Origin of the sequence: Stenotrophomonas maltophilia, assembly GCF_900186865.1 — a bacterium.
GTDB classification, from domain to species: Bacteria; Pseudomonadota; Gammaproteobacteria; order Xanthomonadales; family Xanthomonadaceae; genus Stenotrophomonas; species Stenotrophomonas maltophilia.
On record NZ_LT906480.1, the window covers coordinates 2,831,813 to 2,847,456 of the forward strand.

Annotated in this window: 16 protein-coding genes; 2 read left to right on the forward strand and 14 right to left on the reverse strand. The window is 67.6% G+C overall.

Features of this window, described 5'->3' with window-relative positions:
• Window positions 1–166: 166 nt before the first annotated feature.
• From CKW06_RS13540 to CKW06_RS13605, 14 genes are all read right to left on the reverse strand, one after another.
• The gene (locus CKW06_RS13540) at window positions 167–1,342 is read right to left on the reverse strand and encodes a substrate-binding domain-containing protein (protein WP_005409883.1); all 1,176 of its coding nucleotides are present in this window, start codon (window positions 1,340–1,342) and stop codon (window positions 167–169) included.
• 410 nt (window positions 1,343–1,752) lie between these two features.
• On the reverse strand, window positions 1,753–2,952 hold the full coding sequence (gene gspF / locus CKW06_RS13545; RefSeq protein ID WP_005409884.1) for a type II secretion system inner membrane protein GspF: 1,200 nt from the start codon (window positions 2,950–2,952) through the stop codon (window positions 1,753–1,755).
• 7 nt (window positions 2,953–2,959) lie between these two features.
• Window positions 2,960–4,393: a type II secretion system ATPase GspE gene (gspE, locus tag CKW06_RS13550; RefSeq protein ID WP_024956494.1), complete on the reverse strand. Its 1,434-nt coding sequence runs from the start codon at window positions 4,391–4,393 to the stop codon at window positions 2,960–2,962.
• A complete protein-coding gene (gene gspD / locus CKW06_RS13555) occupies window positions 4,390–6,771 on the reverse strand; it encodes a type II secretion system secretin GspD (protein ID WP_038646017.1) in 2,382 nt (793 codons plus the stop codon). Before gspD ends, gspE begins: the two co-directional genes overlap by 4 nt.
• On the reverse strand, window positions 6,768–7,295 hold the full coding sequence (gene gspM / locus CKW06_RS13560; protein ID WP_038646019.1) for a type II secretion system protein GspM: 528 nt from the start codon (window positions 7,293–7,295) through the stop codon (window positions 6,768–6,770). Before gspM ends, gspD begins: the two co-directional genes overlap by 4 nt.
• Window positions 7,292–8,455 carry a type II secretion system protein GspL gene (gene gspL, locus CKW06_RS13565; RefSeq protein ID WP_038646022.1) on the reverse strand — a complete coding sequence of 388 codons (1,164 nt, stop codon included), beginning with the start codon at window positions 8,453–8,455 and terminating at the stop codon, window positions 7,292–7,294. Before gspL ends, gspM begins: the two co-directional genes overlap by 4 nt.
• Entirely contained in the window at window positions 8,452–9,357 is a 906-nt protein-coding gene (gene gspK / locus CKW06_RS13570; protein WP_038646025.1) for a type II secretion system minor pseudopilin GspK, read from the reverse strand. Before gspK ends, gspL begins: the two co-directional genes overlap by 4 nt.
• Window positions 9,358–9,366: 9 nt before the next feature.
• Window positions 9,367–9,804, reverse strand: a complete 438-nt coding sequence (gspG, locus tag CKW06_RS13575) for a type II secretion system major pseudopilin GspG (RefSeq protein WP_024958831.1) — start codon at window positions 9,802–9,804, stop codon at window positions 9,367–9,369.
• A 57-nt stretch (window positions 9,805–9,861) separates the two neighbouring features.
• Entirely contained in the window at window positions 9,862–10,446 is a 585-nt protein-coding gene (locus CKW06_RS13580) for a hypothetical protein (protein ID WP_032964911.1), read from the reverse strand.
• Window positions 10,447–10,566: 120 nt separating this feature from the next.
• Window positions 10,567–11,118, reverse strand: a complete 552-nt coding sequence (locus CKW06_RS13585) for a hypothetical protein (RefSeq protein WP_038646028.1) — start codon at window positions 11,116–11,118, stop codon at window positions 10,567–10,569.
• 58 nt (window positions 11,119–11,176) lie between these two features.
• On the reverse strand, window positions 11,177–12,157 hold the full coding sequence (locus CKW06_RS13590) for a FecR family protein (RefSeq protein WP_038646031.1): 981 nt from the start codon (window positions 12,155–12,157) through the stop codon (window positions 11,177–11,179).
• Between the two features lie 69 nt (window positions 12,158–12,226).
• Complete coding sequence (locus CKW06_RS13595) at window positions 12,227–12,757, reverse strand: RNA polymerase sigma factor (RefSeq protein WP_038646494.1); 531 nt, start codon at window positions 12,755–12,757, stop codon at window positions 12,227–12,229.
• Window positions 12,758–12,773: 16 nt separating this feature from the next.
• Window positions 12,774–13,454, reverse strand: coding sequence for an STN domain-containing protein (locus tag CKW06_RS13600; protein WP_038646034.1), 681 nt, complete (start codon window positions 13,452–13,454; stop codon window positions 12,774–12,776).
• A 553-nt stretch (window positions 13,455–14,007) separates the two neighbouring features.
• Window positions 14,008–14,472, reverse strand: a complete 465-nt coding sequence (locus CKW06_RS13605; RefSeq protein ID WP_005413654.1) for an Lrp/AsnC family transcriptional regulator — start codon at window positions 14,470–14,472, stop codon at window positions 14,008–14,010.
• Between the two features lie 127 nt (window positions 14,473–14,599).
• On the opposite strand from CKW06_RS13605, the gene CKW06_RS13610 reads away from it, so the two are divergent.
• Window positions 14,600–15,331, forward strand: a complete 732-nt coding sequence (locus CKW06_RS13610; RefSeq protein ID WP_038646038.1) for an AzlC family ABC transporter permease — start codon at window positions 14,600–14,602, stop codon at window positions 15,329–15,331.
• The gene (locus CKW06_RS13615) at window positions 15,328–15,642 is read left to right on the forward strand and encodes an AzlD family protein (RefSeq protein WP_005409898.1); all 315 of its coding nucleotides are present in this window, start codon (window positions 15,328–15,330) and stop codon (window positions 15,640–15,642) included. The genes CKW06_RS13610 and CKW06_RS13615 overlap by 4 nt, the downstream gene beginning before the upstream one ends.
• Window positions 15,643–15,644: the final 2 nt, after the last annotated feature.

Consider the following 15,644-nt stretch of genomic DNA (forward strand, 5'->3'; position numbering starts at 1 on the left):
GGCGACGATCGGGGAGACACGCGCAACGCATGCCCTGCCACTGATAGACGGTTCACGTGACACGAAGCCGACAGCGAAACACTGCGGCGGCGGCACCGTCCCGGAAATGGCGACGCCGGCCCAGGGGCCGGCGTCGGGTCAAGCAGGATTCAATCAGTGCTGCGGATTACAGCGGACGACCGATGCCGGCGCAGGTGCTGGGATTGTTCAGGCCGGCAGTGCTGCTGGCCAGCACGAAACGGTTGCGGATCGCATCGCGCCAGGCCTTGGTCAGCGGGATGAAGCCGTGGTCGGTGATCGACTTCTCATACGCGACGGTGTAGGTCGCCGGATAGTGGCGGGCCAGGAAGCCGCGCAGGCTGGTGGCGACGCTCGAATCCTTGTAGCACTGGCCGATCACCAGGTTGGTGTAGCCGGCGATCGGATAGCCGGCCGACGGGTTGCCGAACACCGGCACCCAGTTGGCGGGGTCCTCGGCAGCGGTACCGGTCGGCGGAGCGACGGTGTCCAGGGTGGCCTGCACACTCACCTGATCCGGCGAGAAGCCCTTGACCTTGGCGACCTTGGTCGCATCGGTCACGCTCGGAATCACGTCCGGGCCAACGTAACCGATACGGCCTTCAGCAGCGTAGACAGCGTTGTACAGCGAGGTGCCACCGGTGGCCGGCGCGGCCACCAGGAACGCCGGCAGGTTGCCGTTGGCATCGCGCTTGTACAGGTCGGCGAAGGTCGACTTGATGGCGAACTTGCCACCTACCAGGTTCGAGGTGCCAGCGTTCTCAGCCGCACAGGCCGCAGTCAGGAAGCGGCTGAACATTTCGCTGGTGCCGCTGCTTTCCGGGCGGTACACCACCTGGATCGGGCCGCTGCGGTTGGCATCGATGGTCGACCAGTCGCTGATCGCACCCGAGAACACGCCGCAGATCTGCGCCACGCTCAGGTCCACCGCCGAACCGGCCTTGTTGAACGGAATGGTGACCGACGTGGCCACCGACGGCACCTGGATCAGCGCGCCGTAGCGGTTGGCGTTGGTCGGCTGGTTGAAGTTGGTGGTGTAGGTGCTCAGCTCGGTGCTGCTCAGCACCGAATCGCTGCCGGCGAAGTGCACGGTGCCGGTGGTCGAGAACAGCAGCGAGTTGTTCTCCAGAAAGGCCTTCTTGCCGGTGCCCGAACCGGTCACGGCGTAGGTGAAGTTGGCTGGCAGGATGCTGTCGGACGAACCCTTGTAGAGGTCGGCCGGCAGCGAAGCACCGCCGCCGGTAACGGTCTGCGCGGAGGCGGCGCCAACGGTAGCGAGCAGCGCGGTGGCAACCAGCGCGGCCAGGGTCTTGTACTTGATCATGATCTTCTCCTGAAGGGTTTACTGCGAAGGGAAACACCAAGGGAGGAACGGTCACTACACGCCTGCTGCCGCCGAGGGCCTCCCAGCCCACTCTGCGGCGACGTGTCCATGCTGGTCCGCGCCGATGACAGGCCGCTTAAGAAACCTGTGGAAGATCGAAAAAAGGTGTGGAGGATTGTGTGGAGAATCGACCCATGCCACATTCCAACGACGCCGCCCGATCAACTGAATTGAATCGACTGAATTGAATCGACTGAATTGAATCGACCTGATGGGATCGACCCGATGGGATCGACTGGGGAGAGTCGACTGTTAGTCGACTGCTTTTCGCACGCGGAAACGATCTGAATGCACTCGATCTCCGCGCTGGTCGACTAACAGTCGACTCTACCTGTGATGCGCGTTGCGCATCACTGCACCAACTGGTTCATTTCCATGATCGGCATCAGCACCGCCAGCACGATCGTCAGCACCACGCCGCCCATCACCAGGATCATGGTTGGCTCCAGCAACGCAGTCAGTGCCATCGCGCGACGCTCGATCTCGCGCGAGATGGTCTGCGCGGCGCGATCCAGCAGCGGCGCCAGCGAACCGGTCTTCTCGCCACTGGCCACCAGATGCACCAGGATCGGCGGATACACCTTCTGTACCTTCAACGCAGCACCCAGCGCGGCACCTTCGCGCACGCGCGCGGACACATCGTCGGCACAGCGCGCCAGCAGCGCATTGCCCAGGGTCTGCCGCGCCGCCTCCAGTGCACGCAGCAGCGGCACGCCGGCATCCAGCAGGATCGCCAGTGTCGAGGCGAAGCGCGCACTGTTCACACCCAGCACGAATCGCCCGACCATCGGCACCCGCATGAGCATCGCGTCCCAGCGCAGGCGCAGCTCGGGCCTGCGCAGGGCCAACCGCCAGGCCACCACCAGCGCAGCGATGCCGAGCCCTGCCCACACGCCCCAGCTGCGCACGAACGCGCTGGCGCCCAGCATCATCTGCGTGAGCATGGGCAGCGTCTGCCGCGCCTGCACGAACGCGGTCACCACCTGCGGCACCACGTAGCTGAGCAGGAAGATCACGATCGCCACCGATACCAGGCTGATCGCCGCTGGGTAGATGAAGGCGGTCAGTACCTTGGCCTGCAGCGCATTGCGTTCTTCGATGTAGTCGGCCAGGCGCTCCATCACCCGTGCCAGATCGCCGGAGTCTTCGCCTGCTCCCACCAGCGCCCGATAGATCGGCGGAAAATCGCGTGGCCGCGCTGCCAGCGCCACGGTCAAGCGCTGACCGGCACGCACGTCGGCACGTACTGCGGTGAGCGCCTGGGCCACGTGCGGGCGTTCGGCCTGCTCGATCACCGCACTCAATGCGCCTTCCAGCGGCAGGCTGGCCGCCAACAGGCTGGCCAGCTGGCGCGTAGCCCAGGCCAACTCGCTGGCGGACAACCGGCGAGCGCCCCAGCCACTGCCGGCACTGCGCGCCGCACTCACCTGCACAGGGGTCAGCCCGCGCCCGCGCAGCAGTTGGCGAGCACCGCGCGGGCTGTCGGCATCCAACTGGCCCTTTTCGATGCGGCCCTGCGCGTTGGCAGCCTGGTAGTCGAACAGTGCCATGCAGGCCTCAATCGTCGCCGGTGACGCGCAGGATCTCTTCCAGCGTGGTTACCCCGCTGTCGACCCAGCGCTGGCCATCCTGCCGCAGGGTCCGCATGCCGGCCCGCCGGGCCGCCTCGCGTAGCGCAGGCTCGCCCTGCCCTTCATGGATCAGTGCGCGCACGCGGTCGTCGACCACGAACAGTTCATGGATGCCGGTACGACCCCGATAGCCGCTGTTGGCGCAGGCCGCGCAGCCCACCGCGCGCCATACGGTGCGACCCTCGCCGTCCACCTCGGCACGACGGCACTGCGTGCACAGCCGCCGCACCAACCGCTGCGCCAGCACGCCGCGCAGCGACGAGGCCAGCAGGAACGGCTCCACGCCCATGTCAGCCAGGCGGGTCACCGCCGAGATCGCATCGTTGGTGTGCAGCGAGGCCAGCACGCCATGCCCGGTCAGCGACGACTGCACCGCAATCTGCGCGGTCTCCAGGTCGCGGATCTCACCGATCATGATGGTGTCCGGATCCTGGCGCAGGATCGCACGCAGCGCGGTGCCAAAGCTCATGCCGATGCGCGCGTTGACCTGGATCTGGCCGATGCCGGCGAAGTCGTACTCCACCGGGTCTTCCACAGTGAGGATGTTGCTGGTGCTGCTGTCGAGCTGGCCCAGTGCGGCGTACAGCGACGTGGTCTTGCCGCTGCCGGTCGGCCCGGTGACCAGCACGATGCCGTGCGGCTGACGGATCAACCCGGTGAACGTGGCCAGCGTGTCATCGGCCATGCCGAGGCGCTGCAGCTGCAGGCGACCGGCATCCTTTTCCAACAGGCGCAGCACAGCACGCTCGCCATGAGCGGTCGGCACCGTGGAGACACGGATATCCAGCGGCCGCCCGCCCACGCGGATGGCGATGCGCCCGTCCTGCGGCAGGCGCTTCTCGGCAATGTCCAGGTGCGCCATGATCTTGATGCGTGATACCAGCGCCGCATGCAGTGCGCGCCGTGGCTGCACCATGTCGCGCAGGGTGCCGTCCACGCGGTAGCGCACAACCGAATGGGTCTCGAACGGTTCGATATGCAGATCGCTGGCGCCATCGCGTGCGGCCTGTGCCAGCAGCGCGTTGATCATGCGGATCACCGGCGCATCGTCCTGAGCATCCAGCAGATCGGTGACCTCCGGCATGTCCTGCATCAGCCGGTCCAGATCGACTTCGCTTTCGGCGGCACCCACCACGGCAGCGGCATCGCCGCCGTCACGGTACTGCTCACCCAACCGCTGTTGCCACGTCGCAGCGTCCAGCGCCTGGAACGACAGCGGGCCATGCCGGCGGCGCAGCTCGGCCACAGCCCACGCTGCGGTGTCGGCGGTGCCCAGCAACACGGGCTCGCCGCCAACTTCGGACAGCATCACGCCATGGCTGCGCACCCAGGCGTACGGCAGCGGCGCGGAAGCGCTCACGGCCCGATCACCAGTTCCGGCGTGTAGCCCAGCCCGCGCAGCTGCTGCAGCGCAGGGTCCAGCGTCGCCGGATCGCGCGGCAATCGCACGCGCAGGCGTTGCCCGCTCTCGCCGGGCGTCGCTTCGGCATAGGCCTGCAGGCCCAGTGCACGCACCTGCGCCACGCCCTGGCTGGCACGCGCCGGGTCCAGCCCCTGCGCGAACTGCACCAGCTGCGCATCGCCGTCACCGGACGGGTACAGCGCCGCCAGGCTGCTGTTCTGCAGCGGCTGGCCCTGGTCATCGCGTGCATTGCCCTGGCCGAGGACAGACAGGTCCTGCGGTGGCAGCTGCGGTGCCGACAGCGCCGGCAAGGCCCAGCTCTGTGCCGGCTGCGCGCCCGCCTGCGCGTTGCGCATGTAGTCGTAGCGGTCGCGGGTCAGGCGCTGGCCGGCGGCCGGGTCACGCACCACGTGCGGGCGCAGGAACACCATCAGGTTGGTCTTGGCGCGCTTGCGCGTGTCGCTGCGGAACAAGGCGCCCAGGACCGGGATCTTTCCCAGCCCCGGCACCGCATCACGGCCATGGCTGACGCTGTCTTCCAGCAGGCCACCCAGCACCATGATCTGGCCATCGTCCAGCAGCACGCTGGTATCCAGGGCGCGCTTGTTGGTGATGATGCCGGCCGTGCTGTTCGCGCTCTGCGCGTCGATGCTGCTGACTTCCTGGTAGATGTCCAGCTTCACCGTGCCGCCCTCGGAGATCTGCGGGCGCACCCGCAGCTTCAGGCCCACGTCCTCGCGCACGATGGTCTGGAACGGGTTGTTGCTGCCGCCACCACCGTCGGTCACGTAGCGGCCGCTGACGAACGGCACGGTCTGGCCGACCATGATGCTGGCCGCTTCGTTGTCCAGCGTCATCAGGTTTGGCGTGGACAGGATGTTGGCGCCGCCCTTGCTCTGCAGCGCGTTGGCCAGCGCTTTCATGTTGAGGATCTGGCCGACACCGGGCAAATTGATGGTGCCGTCGATCACACCGATCTTCAGGCCATCCTTGGGCAGCACGTCCAGCGTGGTGCGTGCGGTGGTGCTCAGCCCACTGCCGCCGGTGGCACCACCGAAGTGGGTGCCGCCAAAGGTACGGCCATTGCCCAGCATCCACTGCACGCCCAGCTCTGCCGCATCGGTCTGGTTGACCTCCACGATCAGGCTCTCGACCAGCACCTGTGCACGGCGCTGGTCGAGCTGATCGATCACCCGCCGCAGGTTGCGGTACACCGGTTCCGGCGCCGAGATCAGCAGCGTGTTGGTGGCCACGTCCGCCTGCACCGAAATGCCGTTCTGGCTGAAGCCGGTGCTTCCCGCATCGATCGGGTCGCGGCGGTTCGGGTCGAGCCGCTGTGATTCCAGCGCGTTGCCGCCGGTCTTGGCCTGCTGCAGCTGCGACGGCTGCGCGGGCGTGGAACGGTTGGCGTCACCCGGCAGTGGTGTGATGCCTTCATTGCTGCCCATCGCTGGTGCATCGCTCTGCCCGGCCACCACGCCACGCAGCACACCGGCCAGCTGGTTGGCCTGGGCATTGCGCAGGTAGACCACATGCAGGTTGCCGGACTCGTCCTGCGCGCGGTCCAGCTTCTCCACCAGCTGCCGCGCCAGGCGGTTGCGGCCGGGACTGCTGGACCGCAGCAGCACGCTGTTGCTGCGCGGGTCGGCCATCACCACCACCTTCTGGGTGGGCTCGGCGCCCTGCGCATCCAGCAGCGGCGCGACCATCGCCGCGACGTCAACGGCAATGCCCTGCTGCAGCTTCACCACATCGGTGTCCATGCCGGCCGGTGTATCCACGCTGGCGATCACCCGCGCGATGCGCTCCAGGTTATCGGCATAGTCGGTGATCACCAGCGTGTTGTTGCCCGGATTGGCAGTGATCGGATTGTCCGGGCTGATCATCGGCCGCAGCACCGCCACCAGCGCGGCCGCGTTCTCGTAGCGCAGCGCGAAGGTGCGCGTGGCAACCTCGCCCCCCGCACCGCCGCTGCCAACGCGGCCACCGAGCAGCTTGGCATCGGCCTGCGGCACCACCCGGCTGACGCCGCCGTTCTCGACCACGGCGAAGCCGCGCATGCGCAGTGCGCCCAGCAGCAACTGGTAGGCCTGGGTACGGCTGACCGGGCCATCGGAAACCACTGTCATCTTGCCGGTCACCCGTGGATCGACCAGGAACTGGCGCCCGGTGAAGCGCGCTGCCATGCGCAGTACGCCACCGATATCGGTGTCGACCAGGTTCAACTGCACCGGCTCATCACGGGCGTCCTGCGCCAGTACCAGCGCCGGTGCGTGGGCCATGCACACGATCAGGGCCAGTGCGGTACTGCAGGCAAAGCTACGCATCGCCCTCATGGATGGGCACCCGCGGCGGCCACCATCACGATGTTTCCGGAAATCCGTGCCGCCGGCATGTTCGCATCCCCTGTGCGTGTCAGTTGCAGCTGCTGCAGTTCGATGGCCGGATCGGCCAGCACGGGCAGCAGCCAGTTCCACAGCGCGTCGGCGGGCACTGCCTGCACCTGCAGGTGCCAACGCCCGTCGCGCGCTTCGATATGCAGGCCGGCGGCAAGGCCGGCGGTCTTGATGCCATCGCGCAGCCCGGCCAGTGTCGGGTGCTGGCTCTGCGCCAGCTGCTGGCGCTCACGGGCGCGCAGCAGCGGTGCCAGTGCGCGGGACTGCGCCTGCAGCCGCGGCAGCTCGGCCTGCCAATACGTGCGCTGCTTCAGCAGTGGCTCCAGCCACAACGACCACAGGCCCGCCACCAGCAGCGCCACCACCATCACCCACAGCATCCGCCGGTCGCGCGGTGGCAGGCGTTGCCAGCGGTGCTGCAGGCCCACCAGCCCCTCGCCCAGCCATAGGGTGCGGGTCGTCACTGCCCAGCTCCGCTCACTCGCAGGTGTCCACCGGCTTCGCGCGCCAGCCGCAGGCCCTGTGCCTGAACTGCTTGCTGCCAGTGCTCAAGCCGCTGCGGATCGTCGGCCAATGCCTGGGCATCGGCATCCAGCTCCATGTCCAGCTGCCCGGGTTGGTAATGCAGGCTGCGCACTTGCCCGGCCAGCTCCGGAACCGCCTGCAGCGTGCTGGCAACCTGACGCTGCAGCGGCGGCAACGGCGGCGCCGGCAGCGGCACCGCAAGTGCTCGCCTTGCCTGCAACACCGGGTCCACCACATCGGTGATTTCCGGGAAGCGCGCGCTGAACTGGCGCGCCATGTCCTGTTGCAGGGCCTCGCCCTCGATCCGCCAACGCGAGACCTGCAGCTGCAGGCCGAGTGCAGCCAGCAGCACTGCTGCCAGTGCCAGGCCGATCGCCAGTCGCGGTGCTTGCCGGCCTGCGCCGGGCAGCGGCAATGACCAGCCTGGCAAGGGGCCAGAGGTCTGCCGTTCATGCGTGACGGCGGTGGCCGGCAGGCTGTCCGGCCACGTCGGCGGCACACTATCGATCCACTGCACGGCCTGCACGCCGGCCTGTTGCAGGCGCACGGCCAGCGCCTGCATCACCGCACACGCGTCACGTCCGCCATACCATTGAACGAAACCCCGATCGCGCCCGCTGCGTACCAGCAGGTGCTCGCCGCTGACCTGCAGCGTGGCCTGGCCGTCCTGCCAGGGCAGCAGCAGTGGCGTCGGATACAGCGCCTGCAGCCGCAGCGCACACGAGGCCAGCATCTGCTGCACCTGCGCGATGGCCTGCTGGCCAAGCCAGGCCACCGGAACCGTGCCGTCTGCTGCCTGCGCACCGTGGGCCAGCGCCACCTCCTGCAGGTCATCCAGCAGCATCGCCTCCACCTCACCCTGCAGCGCCGACTGCAGGCGGCGCCCGGACAACGGCGGCAGCTGCAGCTCCAGCAGGATCAGGTCGTTCGGATCGAGGCAGGCATGCACCGCGGCCTGCGGATGCCGCAGTCCCAGCGCCGCCAGCGTGTCGCGACCGTGAGCCAGTACATCGCCCTTGTGTAGCTGCGCCCAGTCCACCGCGCTGTCCGCGTGCAGGCGCTCCAGCGCCGGCAGGCGCACCCGAAGCTGCACGTTCATGCGCCGATCCTCGTCCACACCCGTTGCACACGCACCCCATCGTCGCGGTATTCGCGCCACAACAGCGCGCGAAAATCGACCGCACTGCCGTCAGCCTGCACCTGGCCGACGGCCAGGAACCATTCGCTATGGATACCCAGGGGAAGCACGGCCATCTGTTCGTTGCTCAGTTGGAGTCGGTTGGCGATGTCGCCGCGATTGAGCAGCCAATGGCCAGCATCGCGCTCACCGAGCAGCGCCTGCAGCCGTGCCGGCTCGACCGCAGGCGTCACCGCCTGCAGGACGCGCAGGTCGCTGGTGTTGGCGTTGACCAGGGTCTGCGCCGGCAACACCACGGTACGCCGCGCCAGCGCCTGCAACGGCATCGGATCGGCACCAGGTAGCGCTTGTTCGATCAGTGATTCGCGCGGCAGCGGCGCCTGCGCCTGCATGTCGCCATCGCGCAGGCGCGCCTGGATGTGGTCGGCGGCGGATGCGCAGGCGCCCTGGCCCAGCCCCTGCCCGGCACACAACGCGATGAACGCGCGCCGCGCCTCGGGGTCCGGCCTGCCATGCGCAAGAAGGTTGCGCAGGTTGAACATCGACTGCGCATCGACCAGCTGCAGCTGCACCGGCAACGGCGCCTGCAGCTCCAATGGGCGCGCCCAGCGCCCGCTGCGCACCGTGGTCAGCTGTTCCTTTACATCCTCACGCAGCTGCTGTGCCGCACGCTCCAGCGTTGCGTCCACCGCCATGCGTACCTGTACGCGCAGCTGGTCGCCACGCAGCGCACGCAGCTGGGCCGACTGCCGGGTCAGCAGTGCGGTGGCAATCACCGCCACCAGTGCCACCACCAGCAGGGCGACGATCACCGCCATGCCACGTTGGCGGACACTCGAAACAGAACGCATCCGGGCTGACATCGGCCTGCCTCACAGCTGCCAGGAACCGATGTCCGCATTCCCGGCGTCGCCACCGGGCTTGCTGTCCGCACCCAGCGAGAACACATCGATGTCGCCGTGGGTGCCTGGTATCTGATACTGGTACGGATGGCCCCACGGGTCATTGGGCAGGCGATCCAGATACGGCGTTACCGGCAATCCACCGCTGCCCTGCGGCGGCTTCACCAGCGCCTGCAGGCCCTGCTCGGCACTGGGATAGCGACCGTTGTCCAGCTTGAACAGTTTCAACGCCTGCATCAATGCAGCGATGTCCTGGCGCGCCGCCACCACGCGCGCCTGGTCGGGACGGTCCATCAACCGCGGCACGATCAATGCGGCGAGGATGCCGATGATCACCACCACCACCATGATTTCGATCAGGCTGAAACCCTGCTGCCGAGCCCTGCGACCACGAACCTGCCTTGCCATTGTTCCGCCCTCATCATCCTGGAAGAGACCGCTGCGCCATGGTCAGCGGTGCATGTGTCAGTACGATAAACATCCGCCGGAAATCCGCTGCGCGTGTGCCGGTGCAGGCGCTACACGTGCAGCCGGTGCACATGCAGACTCGAACAGATGCTGCGGCACGCTGGCCAGCGCATCGTCGATGCAGCCGCGCAGCAACGGGTGCGCACAGGCCTGCAGCAGGCGCACGCACTGCATCGGCGACCACGCTGTTCCATGATCGAGGCCGATGAACATCCGATAGGCCTGGTGATAGCGCAGGTCGTCGTACACGCGCTGGGCACTGTTCAGATCGCGCATGACCACCAGCAGGGCCGCGCGTTGCAGCAGCCGTGCATCGCCTGCATCAAGCGGCAGCGGGCTCATGGCCGCCTCGGGCCAGGGCCGCAGCTGCAGATCGAGGGCTTTTCGCAGCGCCGCCAGTGGGTGCGCACTACCATCCAGTGCCGCCCAGCGCGCCGCGTCTGCCCAGGCGTCACTGGACAGCACCCATACCCAGGAGTGCCCGTAGCGCTGCACGTTCAATGGCGTATGCCGTGCCTGCTCCAGTGACTGGCTCAGGTGACGATCCAGCTCCAGCATGCTGATCCTGCGACTGTCTGCCATCGGCGCCGCCCGTGCTCCGCGACGCGTGGTGCGTCGTACTCTGGAGAAGACGTCAGCAAGGCAGGTGAAGCGACAACGCGAAAGCAACTCTGTGCGCTGGGTGGCGCTTCATCGGCAACGTCATCGCAGCGTCATCCGCCTGCAGGCTTCGCGCTGCAGTTGCGGTGCAGATCCCCCGCAGCGCCGGGCAAGTACCGCCACGTCGCTGCGTGCAGCGAACGCGACCAGTGCATCGGTCATGCCCACGTCATCGCACCATGACGCCATCGCAATGCGCACCGCGGGCAGCTGCCAGCCGTCCATCACGCCATGGGTGCCCGCCACGAACCAATGCCACAACCGATGGTGCAGCACCTGCTCGTGCAGCTGTGCGAGATCGTCGATGCCATGCATATCCATCAACAGCAGTGCGCGCGCAAGTGCCGCAGGCGGCAGTGCCCCGGTTTCAGCCAGGGGCAGCACCTGCTGCTGCAGGCGCAGCAGCATCGCCAGCGGGTGCGACTGCGGATCGAAGTCCAGCAGCACCGCCTGCTGCTGCCACTGCGCATCGGACACCACGCACACCCATGGCGAGCCATAGCGATGCACCATCAACGGCCGTCGCTGCGTGGTTTCCAGCAGCGCCGACAGATTGCGACGCAGATCCAGCACACCGATGGTCTCGTTGCGCATCCTTGGCTTCTCCTTGCTTGCAACAGCCCTGCGCGGTGCGCACGGCCAGCGTCTTCATCTATCCAAGGACGGCAATGCCACCCGGAAAGCGACGCAGATCCAGCGACATCGTCAGTCGAAGCTGCTCCAGTGCCGCATCCGGATCATCAATGCGGAAGCGGCCGCTGACCGGCGCCCGCGCCAACGCCGATTCACCCAACAGCACCTTGCCACGCCGGTAGCGGTTGATCTCGTCCACCACCTCGCGCAGCGGTGCGCGGCGGAACACCAGCATGCCTTCGGTCCAGGCGCTCACCTCCGAAGCCACGGCCTCGGCCACCACGCCACTGAGGCGCTCGTCATAGTGGGTCTGCTGGCCGGCCTGCAGCTGCAGCCGGCCCTGCGGATGCTCGATGCGGGCGCTGCCCTGCAGGCAGGTCACCCGTACCTGGCCGTGGGTGTTGCGCACATCCAGGCGCACTGCGCCTTCATCGGCAATCACGCAACCCGGGCCCGCGAACAGTGCCAGGCGCAGGCCAGCCCCGGTTTCGATCGCGGCCTGGCCCTGCACCAGCTCGAAGCCTTCGCCCTGCGCGTCCGCGCGGCGGCGCAGGCTGCTCTGCGTATCCAGTTCGATCTTCAGCTGTGGCAAGGGCGCGATCTGCAGACGTTCACCGGTGCCGGTGTGGAAATCGGCCGCCATGGCTGTCACCGAAGGCCACAGCCCCAGCGGCGGGCGGATCGCCGCCACCACTACCAGGCTGGCCGGGGCGGCAATCGCGGCGCCCAGGAAGGCGCGCCGGCTCCAGCGCTGGGCCGGCGTCGGCGCCACCGGTTGACGCTCGGCCGCGGGCAGCTGCTCGCCGGCCAGGCGTACCTGCTCCCATTGCCGGCGCGCACGGCCAAACGCTTCGCGATGGCGCGGGTCAGCCTCACACCAGGTACGGAACCTGCGCCCGTCGGCGGCGGTCGCCTCGCCCGAGGTCAGCCGCACCACCCACGCGTGGGCCTGACGCTCGACGGCATCCAGCGGGCGTTGCGGGCGATCGTCAGGATCCATGGGGGCTCATGCCGGACCCGCACGCTGCGGGGTTCTGCTCGGCGTCAAAGTGTAGACGGATGCCGTCGCTCAGAACCGCACCTGGCGCCCCCGCCCGCTGCGCTCGGCCAGGTAGTCCTGGGCCGCCTTCAGCTCACGCTGCACCAGCCGCAGAGACACGCCAAGGTGATCGGCGACGTCGCGCTGCTGCAGGCCATCGACGCGGATCGCCAGCAGGATGCGGCGACGGCGCTCGGGCATGCGCTGCAGCAGGCCGACCATGTCTTCCAGCGCGAAGTCCAGTTCGGCCGCCTGCGCCGGGCCGGGTGCAGGGTCGGCCATGTCCATCAGCGTATCCACCTCCTCCAGGCTCAGCAGGCGGTGATCTGCTCGTTGGCGGTCGATCACGGTATTCATCGCCATGCGCAGCAGGTAGGCCGCGGGGTTCTGCACGGCATCCAGACGGTCACGGCGCGCACTCAGGCGCATCCAGGTGTCCTGCAGCGCGTCGCCGGCCAGCTCCTCCGACCCCAGCTTGCGCACCAACCGGCGCTTCAGCTCATCGTAGGCACCCAGAAGGTGGTCCATCAGGTCAACTGCCCCAGCCGTACCGTTGCTCATGTTCGAATCCTTGAAGTCATGGAAGGGGCGTGCGCCGGCCACAGTCGTGGTCGGTGCCGGAAGGTCGGATCTGCAGCGTTACCGGCTGCGGCAGCGCGGCGGCCTCGGTCGCCAGCACCAGGCCGTGCATCGCCTGCAGCAGGCGCGCATCGCGGCGGGCGCTGCCGCTGCCTGACAACAGCTCGGGCGCATGCACCTGGCCTTCGCTGTCGACATGGAAACGCAGCGTCGCGGCATAGCGGCCGGGCGCGATCTCCGGGTCGTCACAGAACGCCGCACGCAGGCGCTGCTGCAGCCCGCCGTAGCGACGCCGACGTTCGGCCTCGGGAAGTTCGGCGCCAACACCGGCTTCGCTGGCCGAGGGTGTCCCCCGGCGCAGCACCACACGCTGCTCGCCGATCACCTCGGCCTCGATACCGGAGTCCTGCAACAGCACCTGCAAGGCAGGCAGCGGCGGCAGGCTGGCGCGCAGCGCATGGCTGCTGCGGCCCGCGGCAAGATCGCCCGGGTACATCACCGACCACCCGCTGATGACGCTGAAGCGCTCGACCGCCTGTTCCAGCGGCTGCGCGGGGATATCGTAGGCATGAACACCGTCCTGCGCGGCAGCGGCAAAGGAAAGCAGCAGCCATGCGGCGATGGCCACCTTCCAAGTTCTGACCGCATGGTGTCCATTCAGCCCCCTGACGTAGAACACATGACCCTCGGCAGCGACAGCAGCTGCAGTGGACGCGCACCACGACCGGAACCCCGGCCCGCGCGCGACCAGCAAGCGGGCTCAAACCGTACCGGTGCCAGATGTCATTGCGATGACCGCCGCCCACGGCCTGGCGTCGAGGCAGGCTCCGTGGAGCCAGTCACGCGTCAGGAGTCAATGAATCGGACAGACATGATCATCTGCGCACAGGGGTCAGAGCCCGTGCCGACCCAAACGTGTCGATCAAGGTCGACACCCACCAAGAGCAGCTCATGCCGTTCCGGCAGATCGTGGAAATCTGTCGAAGGCGGGGTGGGTCCGGTTGCGGGGGCGTCCGCGGCATGGATGCCGCGGCCAAGCCCCCAAGGAGGGGTTTACGGCGTCCCCTGCAACCGGACCGACCCCGCCATCCCACGGAATGCACGCTGTTGCTTCGGCTGTTGCTTCGGCTGTTGCTTCGGCTGTTGCTCCGGCTGTTGCTCCTGAGATTGCCGGCCAGCGGCCGGCACTACCCGCGGGTGCCGGGTGCAACCCGGCCGCAACCACCCATTCCTCAAAGCGGCAGCTGGGTCGTCTGCTTGATCCGCTGCATCGGTATCTCGGTCTTGGTGTTCTGCACCCCGGCGATCCGGTTCAGGTGCTGCATCTGGAACTGCCGGTAGGCATCAAGATCGGCCACCGCCACCCGCAGCAGGAAATCGCAGTCACCGGCCATCAGATGGCATTCAAGTACTTCCGGGAAAGACTTGATGCTGTTGATGAAGTGGTTGGTGGTGTCCTCGTCCTGCCCGCGCAGCCATACCCGCACGAACACCGTGAAGCCACGGCCCACCTTGGCCTCGTTCAACAAGGCCACATAGCGGTCGATGTAGCCGCCTTCCTCCAGCAGCCGCACCCGGCGCAGGCAGGCCGACGGCGACAGCCCGACCAGACGGGCCAGCTCCAGGTTCTGCAGGCGGCCGTCGCGCTGCAGGGCGTCGAGGATGCGCCGATCGAGGTTGTCGAGCTGGTACTGCATGGAATTTCACCCCTTCCACTTCTGGCCGCATGAAATATCAATCATCCAGAATCAAGTGGCATCAACGCAACCCAATTTCGCGATTGGACCGCTAGCATGGGCCACCCCCACCTTGTTGTGCCGTTCGATGGACGCCCGTACCGCCCTCCCCCTGCCTGACACCTGCGATACCGCGCCGCGTGCCGAATTCCTGCGCGGCCTGCGCGCCGCCGTGCCGGTGATGATCGGCTTCATTCCCTTCGCCCTGGTGCTCGGCGCGCAGGCAGCCCAGAAGGGCCTGAGCGCACTGGAAGTGCCGCTGATGACCGGCCTCAACTTCGCTGGCGGCTCGGAGTTCGCCGCCGTCGAACTGTGGACCTCGCCACCGCACATTGCACTGATCGTGGCGATCACCGCGCTGGTCAACAGCCGTCACCTGCTGATGGGCGCCAGCCTGGCCCCGCTGCTCCAGCACCTGCCGCGCCGCCGGGTGCTGCCGGCGCTGTTCTTCATGTGCGACGAAAGCTGGGCGATGGGCGTGGCCGATGCGCGCCGCCGTGCGCTCGGCTTCAGCCTGGCCTATTACCTGGGGGTGTCGGCAGGCCTGTATACCGTCTGGGTGGCCTGTACCGCGCTGGGCGCGATCGTCGGTCCGATGCTGGGCGACATCCATGCCTACGGCTTCGACATGGCTTTCCCCGCCGTGTTCCTGGTACTGCTGCGCGGCATGTGGCAGGGCATGAAGGCGGCACGGCCGTGGCTGGTCAGCCTGGTCGTTGCCGCTGCTACCTACCTGCTGGTGCCAGGTGCGTGGTACGTGGCCAGCGGCGCACTGGCCGGCCTGGCCGCCGCCTGGCAGCTGGCGGAGGACGCAGCATGATCTTCAATGGACTGATCCACTGGACTTCGGTACTGACCATCGTGCTGATGGCCGCCGCCACCTACCTGACCCGCATCGTCGGCTTCCTCGCGCTGCGCAACCGCACGTTGAGCAAACGCGCCGTGACGGTGATGGAAGCCGCACCGGGCTGCGTGCTGATCTCGGTGATCGCGCCGGACTTCGTCGCCGACAAGCCCGCCGACCTGGCCGCACTGGCGATCACCCTGCTGGCCGCCACGCGGCTGTCGATGCTGCCGACGGTGCTGATCGGCGTGGTCTCGGCGGGTGTGTTGCGCTATCTGATGGGGTAGCT

Bases quoted from the DNA above. Each gene is read 5' to 3' on its own strand.
- CKW06_RS13540 (WP_005409883.1), bottom strand. From the start codon at position 1,342: ATGATCAAGTACAAGACCCTGGCCGCGCTGGTTGCCACCGCGCTGCTC.
- gspF (WP_005409884.1), bottom strand. From the start codon at position 2,952: ATGGCACTGTTCGACTACCAGGCTGCCAACGCGCAGGGCCGCATCGAA.
- gspD (WP_038646017.1), bottom strand. From the start codon at position 6,771: ATGAGGGCGATGCGTAGCTTTGCCTGCAGTACCGCACTGGCCCTGATC.
- gspL (WP_038646022.1), bottom strand. From the start codon at position 8,455: ATGAACGTGCAGCTTCGGGTGCGCCTGCCGGCGCTGGAGCGCCTGCAC.
- gspK (WP_038646025.1), bottom strand. From the start codon at position 9,357: ATGTCAGCCCGGATGCGTTCTGTTTCGAGTGTCCGCCAACGTGGCATG.
- gspG (WP_024958831.1), bottom strand. From the start codon at position 9,804: ATGGCAAGGCAGGTTCGTGGTCGCAGGGCTCGGCAGCAGGGTTTCAGC.
- CKW06_RS13580 (WP_032964911.1), bottom strand. From the start codon at position 10,446: ATGGCAGACAGTCGCAGGATCAGCATGCTGGAGCTGGATCGTCACCTG.
- CKW06_RS13585 (WP_038646028.1), bottom strand. From the start codon at position 11,118: ATGCGCAACGAGACCATCGGTGTGCTGGATCTGCGTCGCAATCTGTCG.
- CKW06_RS13590 (WP_038646031.1), bottom strand. From the start codon at position 12,157: ATGGATCCTGACGATCGCCCGCAACGCCCGCTGGATGCCGTCGAGCGT.
- CKW06_RS13595 (WP_038646494.1), bottom strand. From the start codon at position 12,757: ATGAGCAACGGTACGGCTGGGGCAGTTGACCTGATGGACCACCTTCTG.
- CKW06_RS13605 (WP_005413654.1), bottom strand. From the start codon at position 14,472: ATGCAGTACCAGCTCGACAACCTCGATCGGCGCATCCTCGACGCCCTG.
- CKW06_RS13610 (WP_038646038.1), top strand. From the start codon at position 14,600: ATGGACGCCCGTACCGCCCTCCCCCTGCCTGACACCTGCGATACCGCG.
- CKW06_RS13615 (WP_005409898.1), top strand. From the start codon at position 15,328: ATGATCTTCAATGGACTGATCCACTGGACTTCGGTACTGACCATCGTG.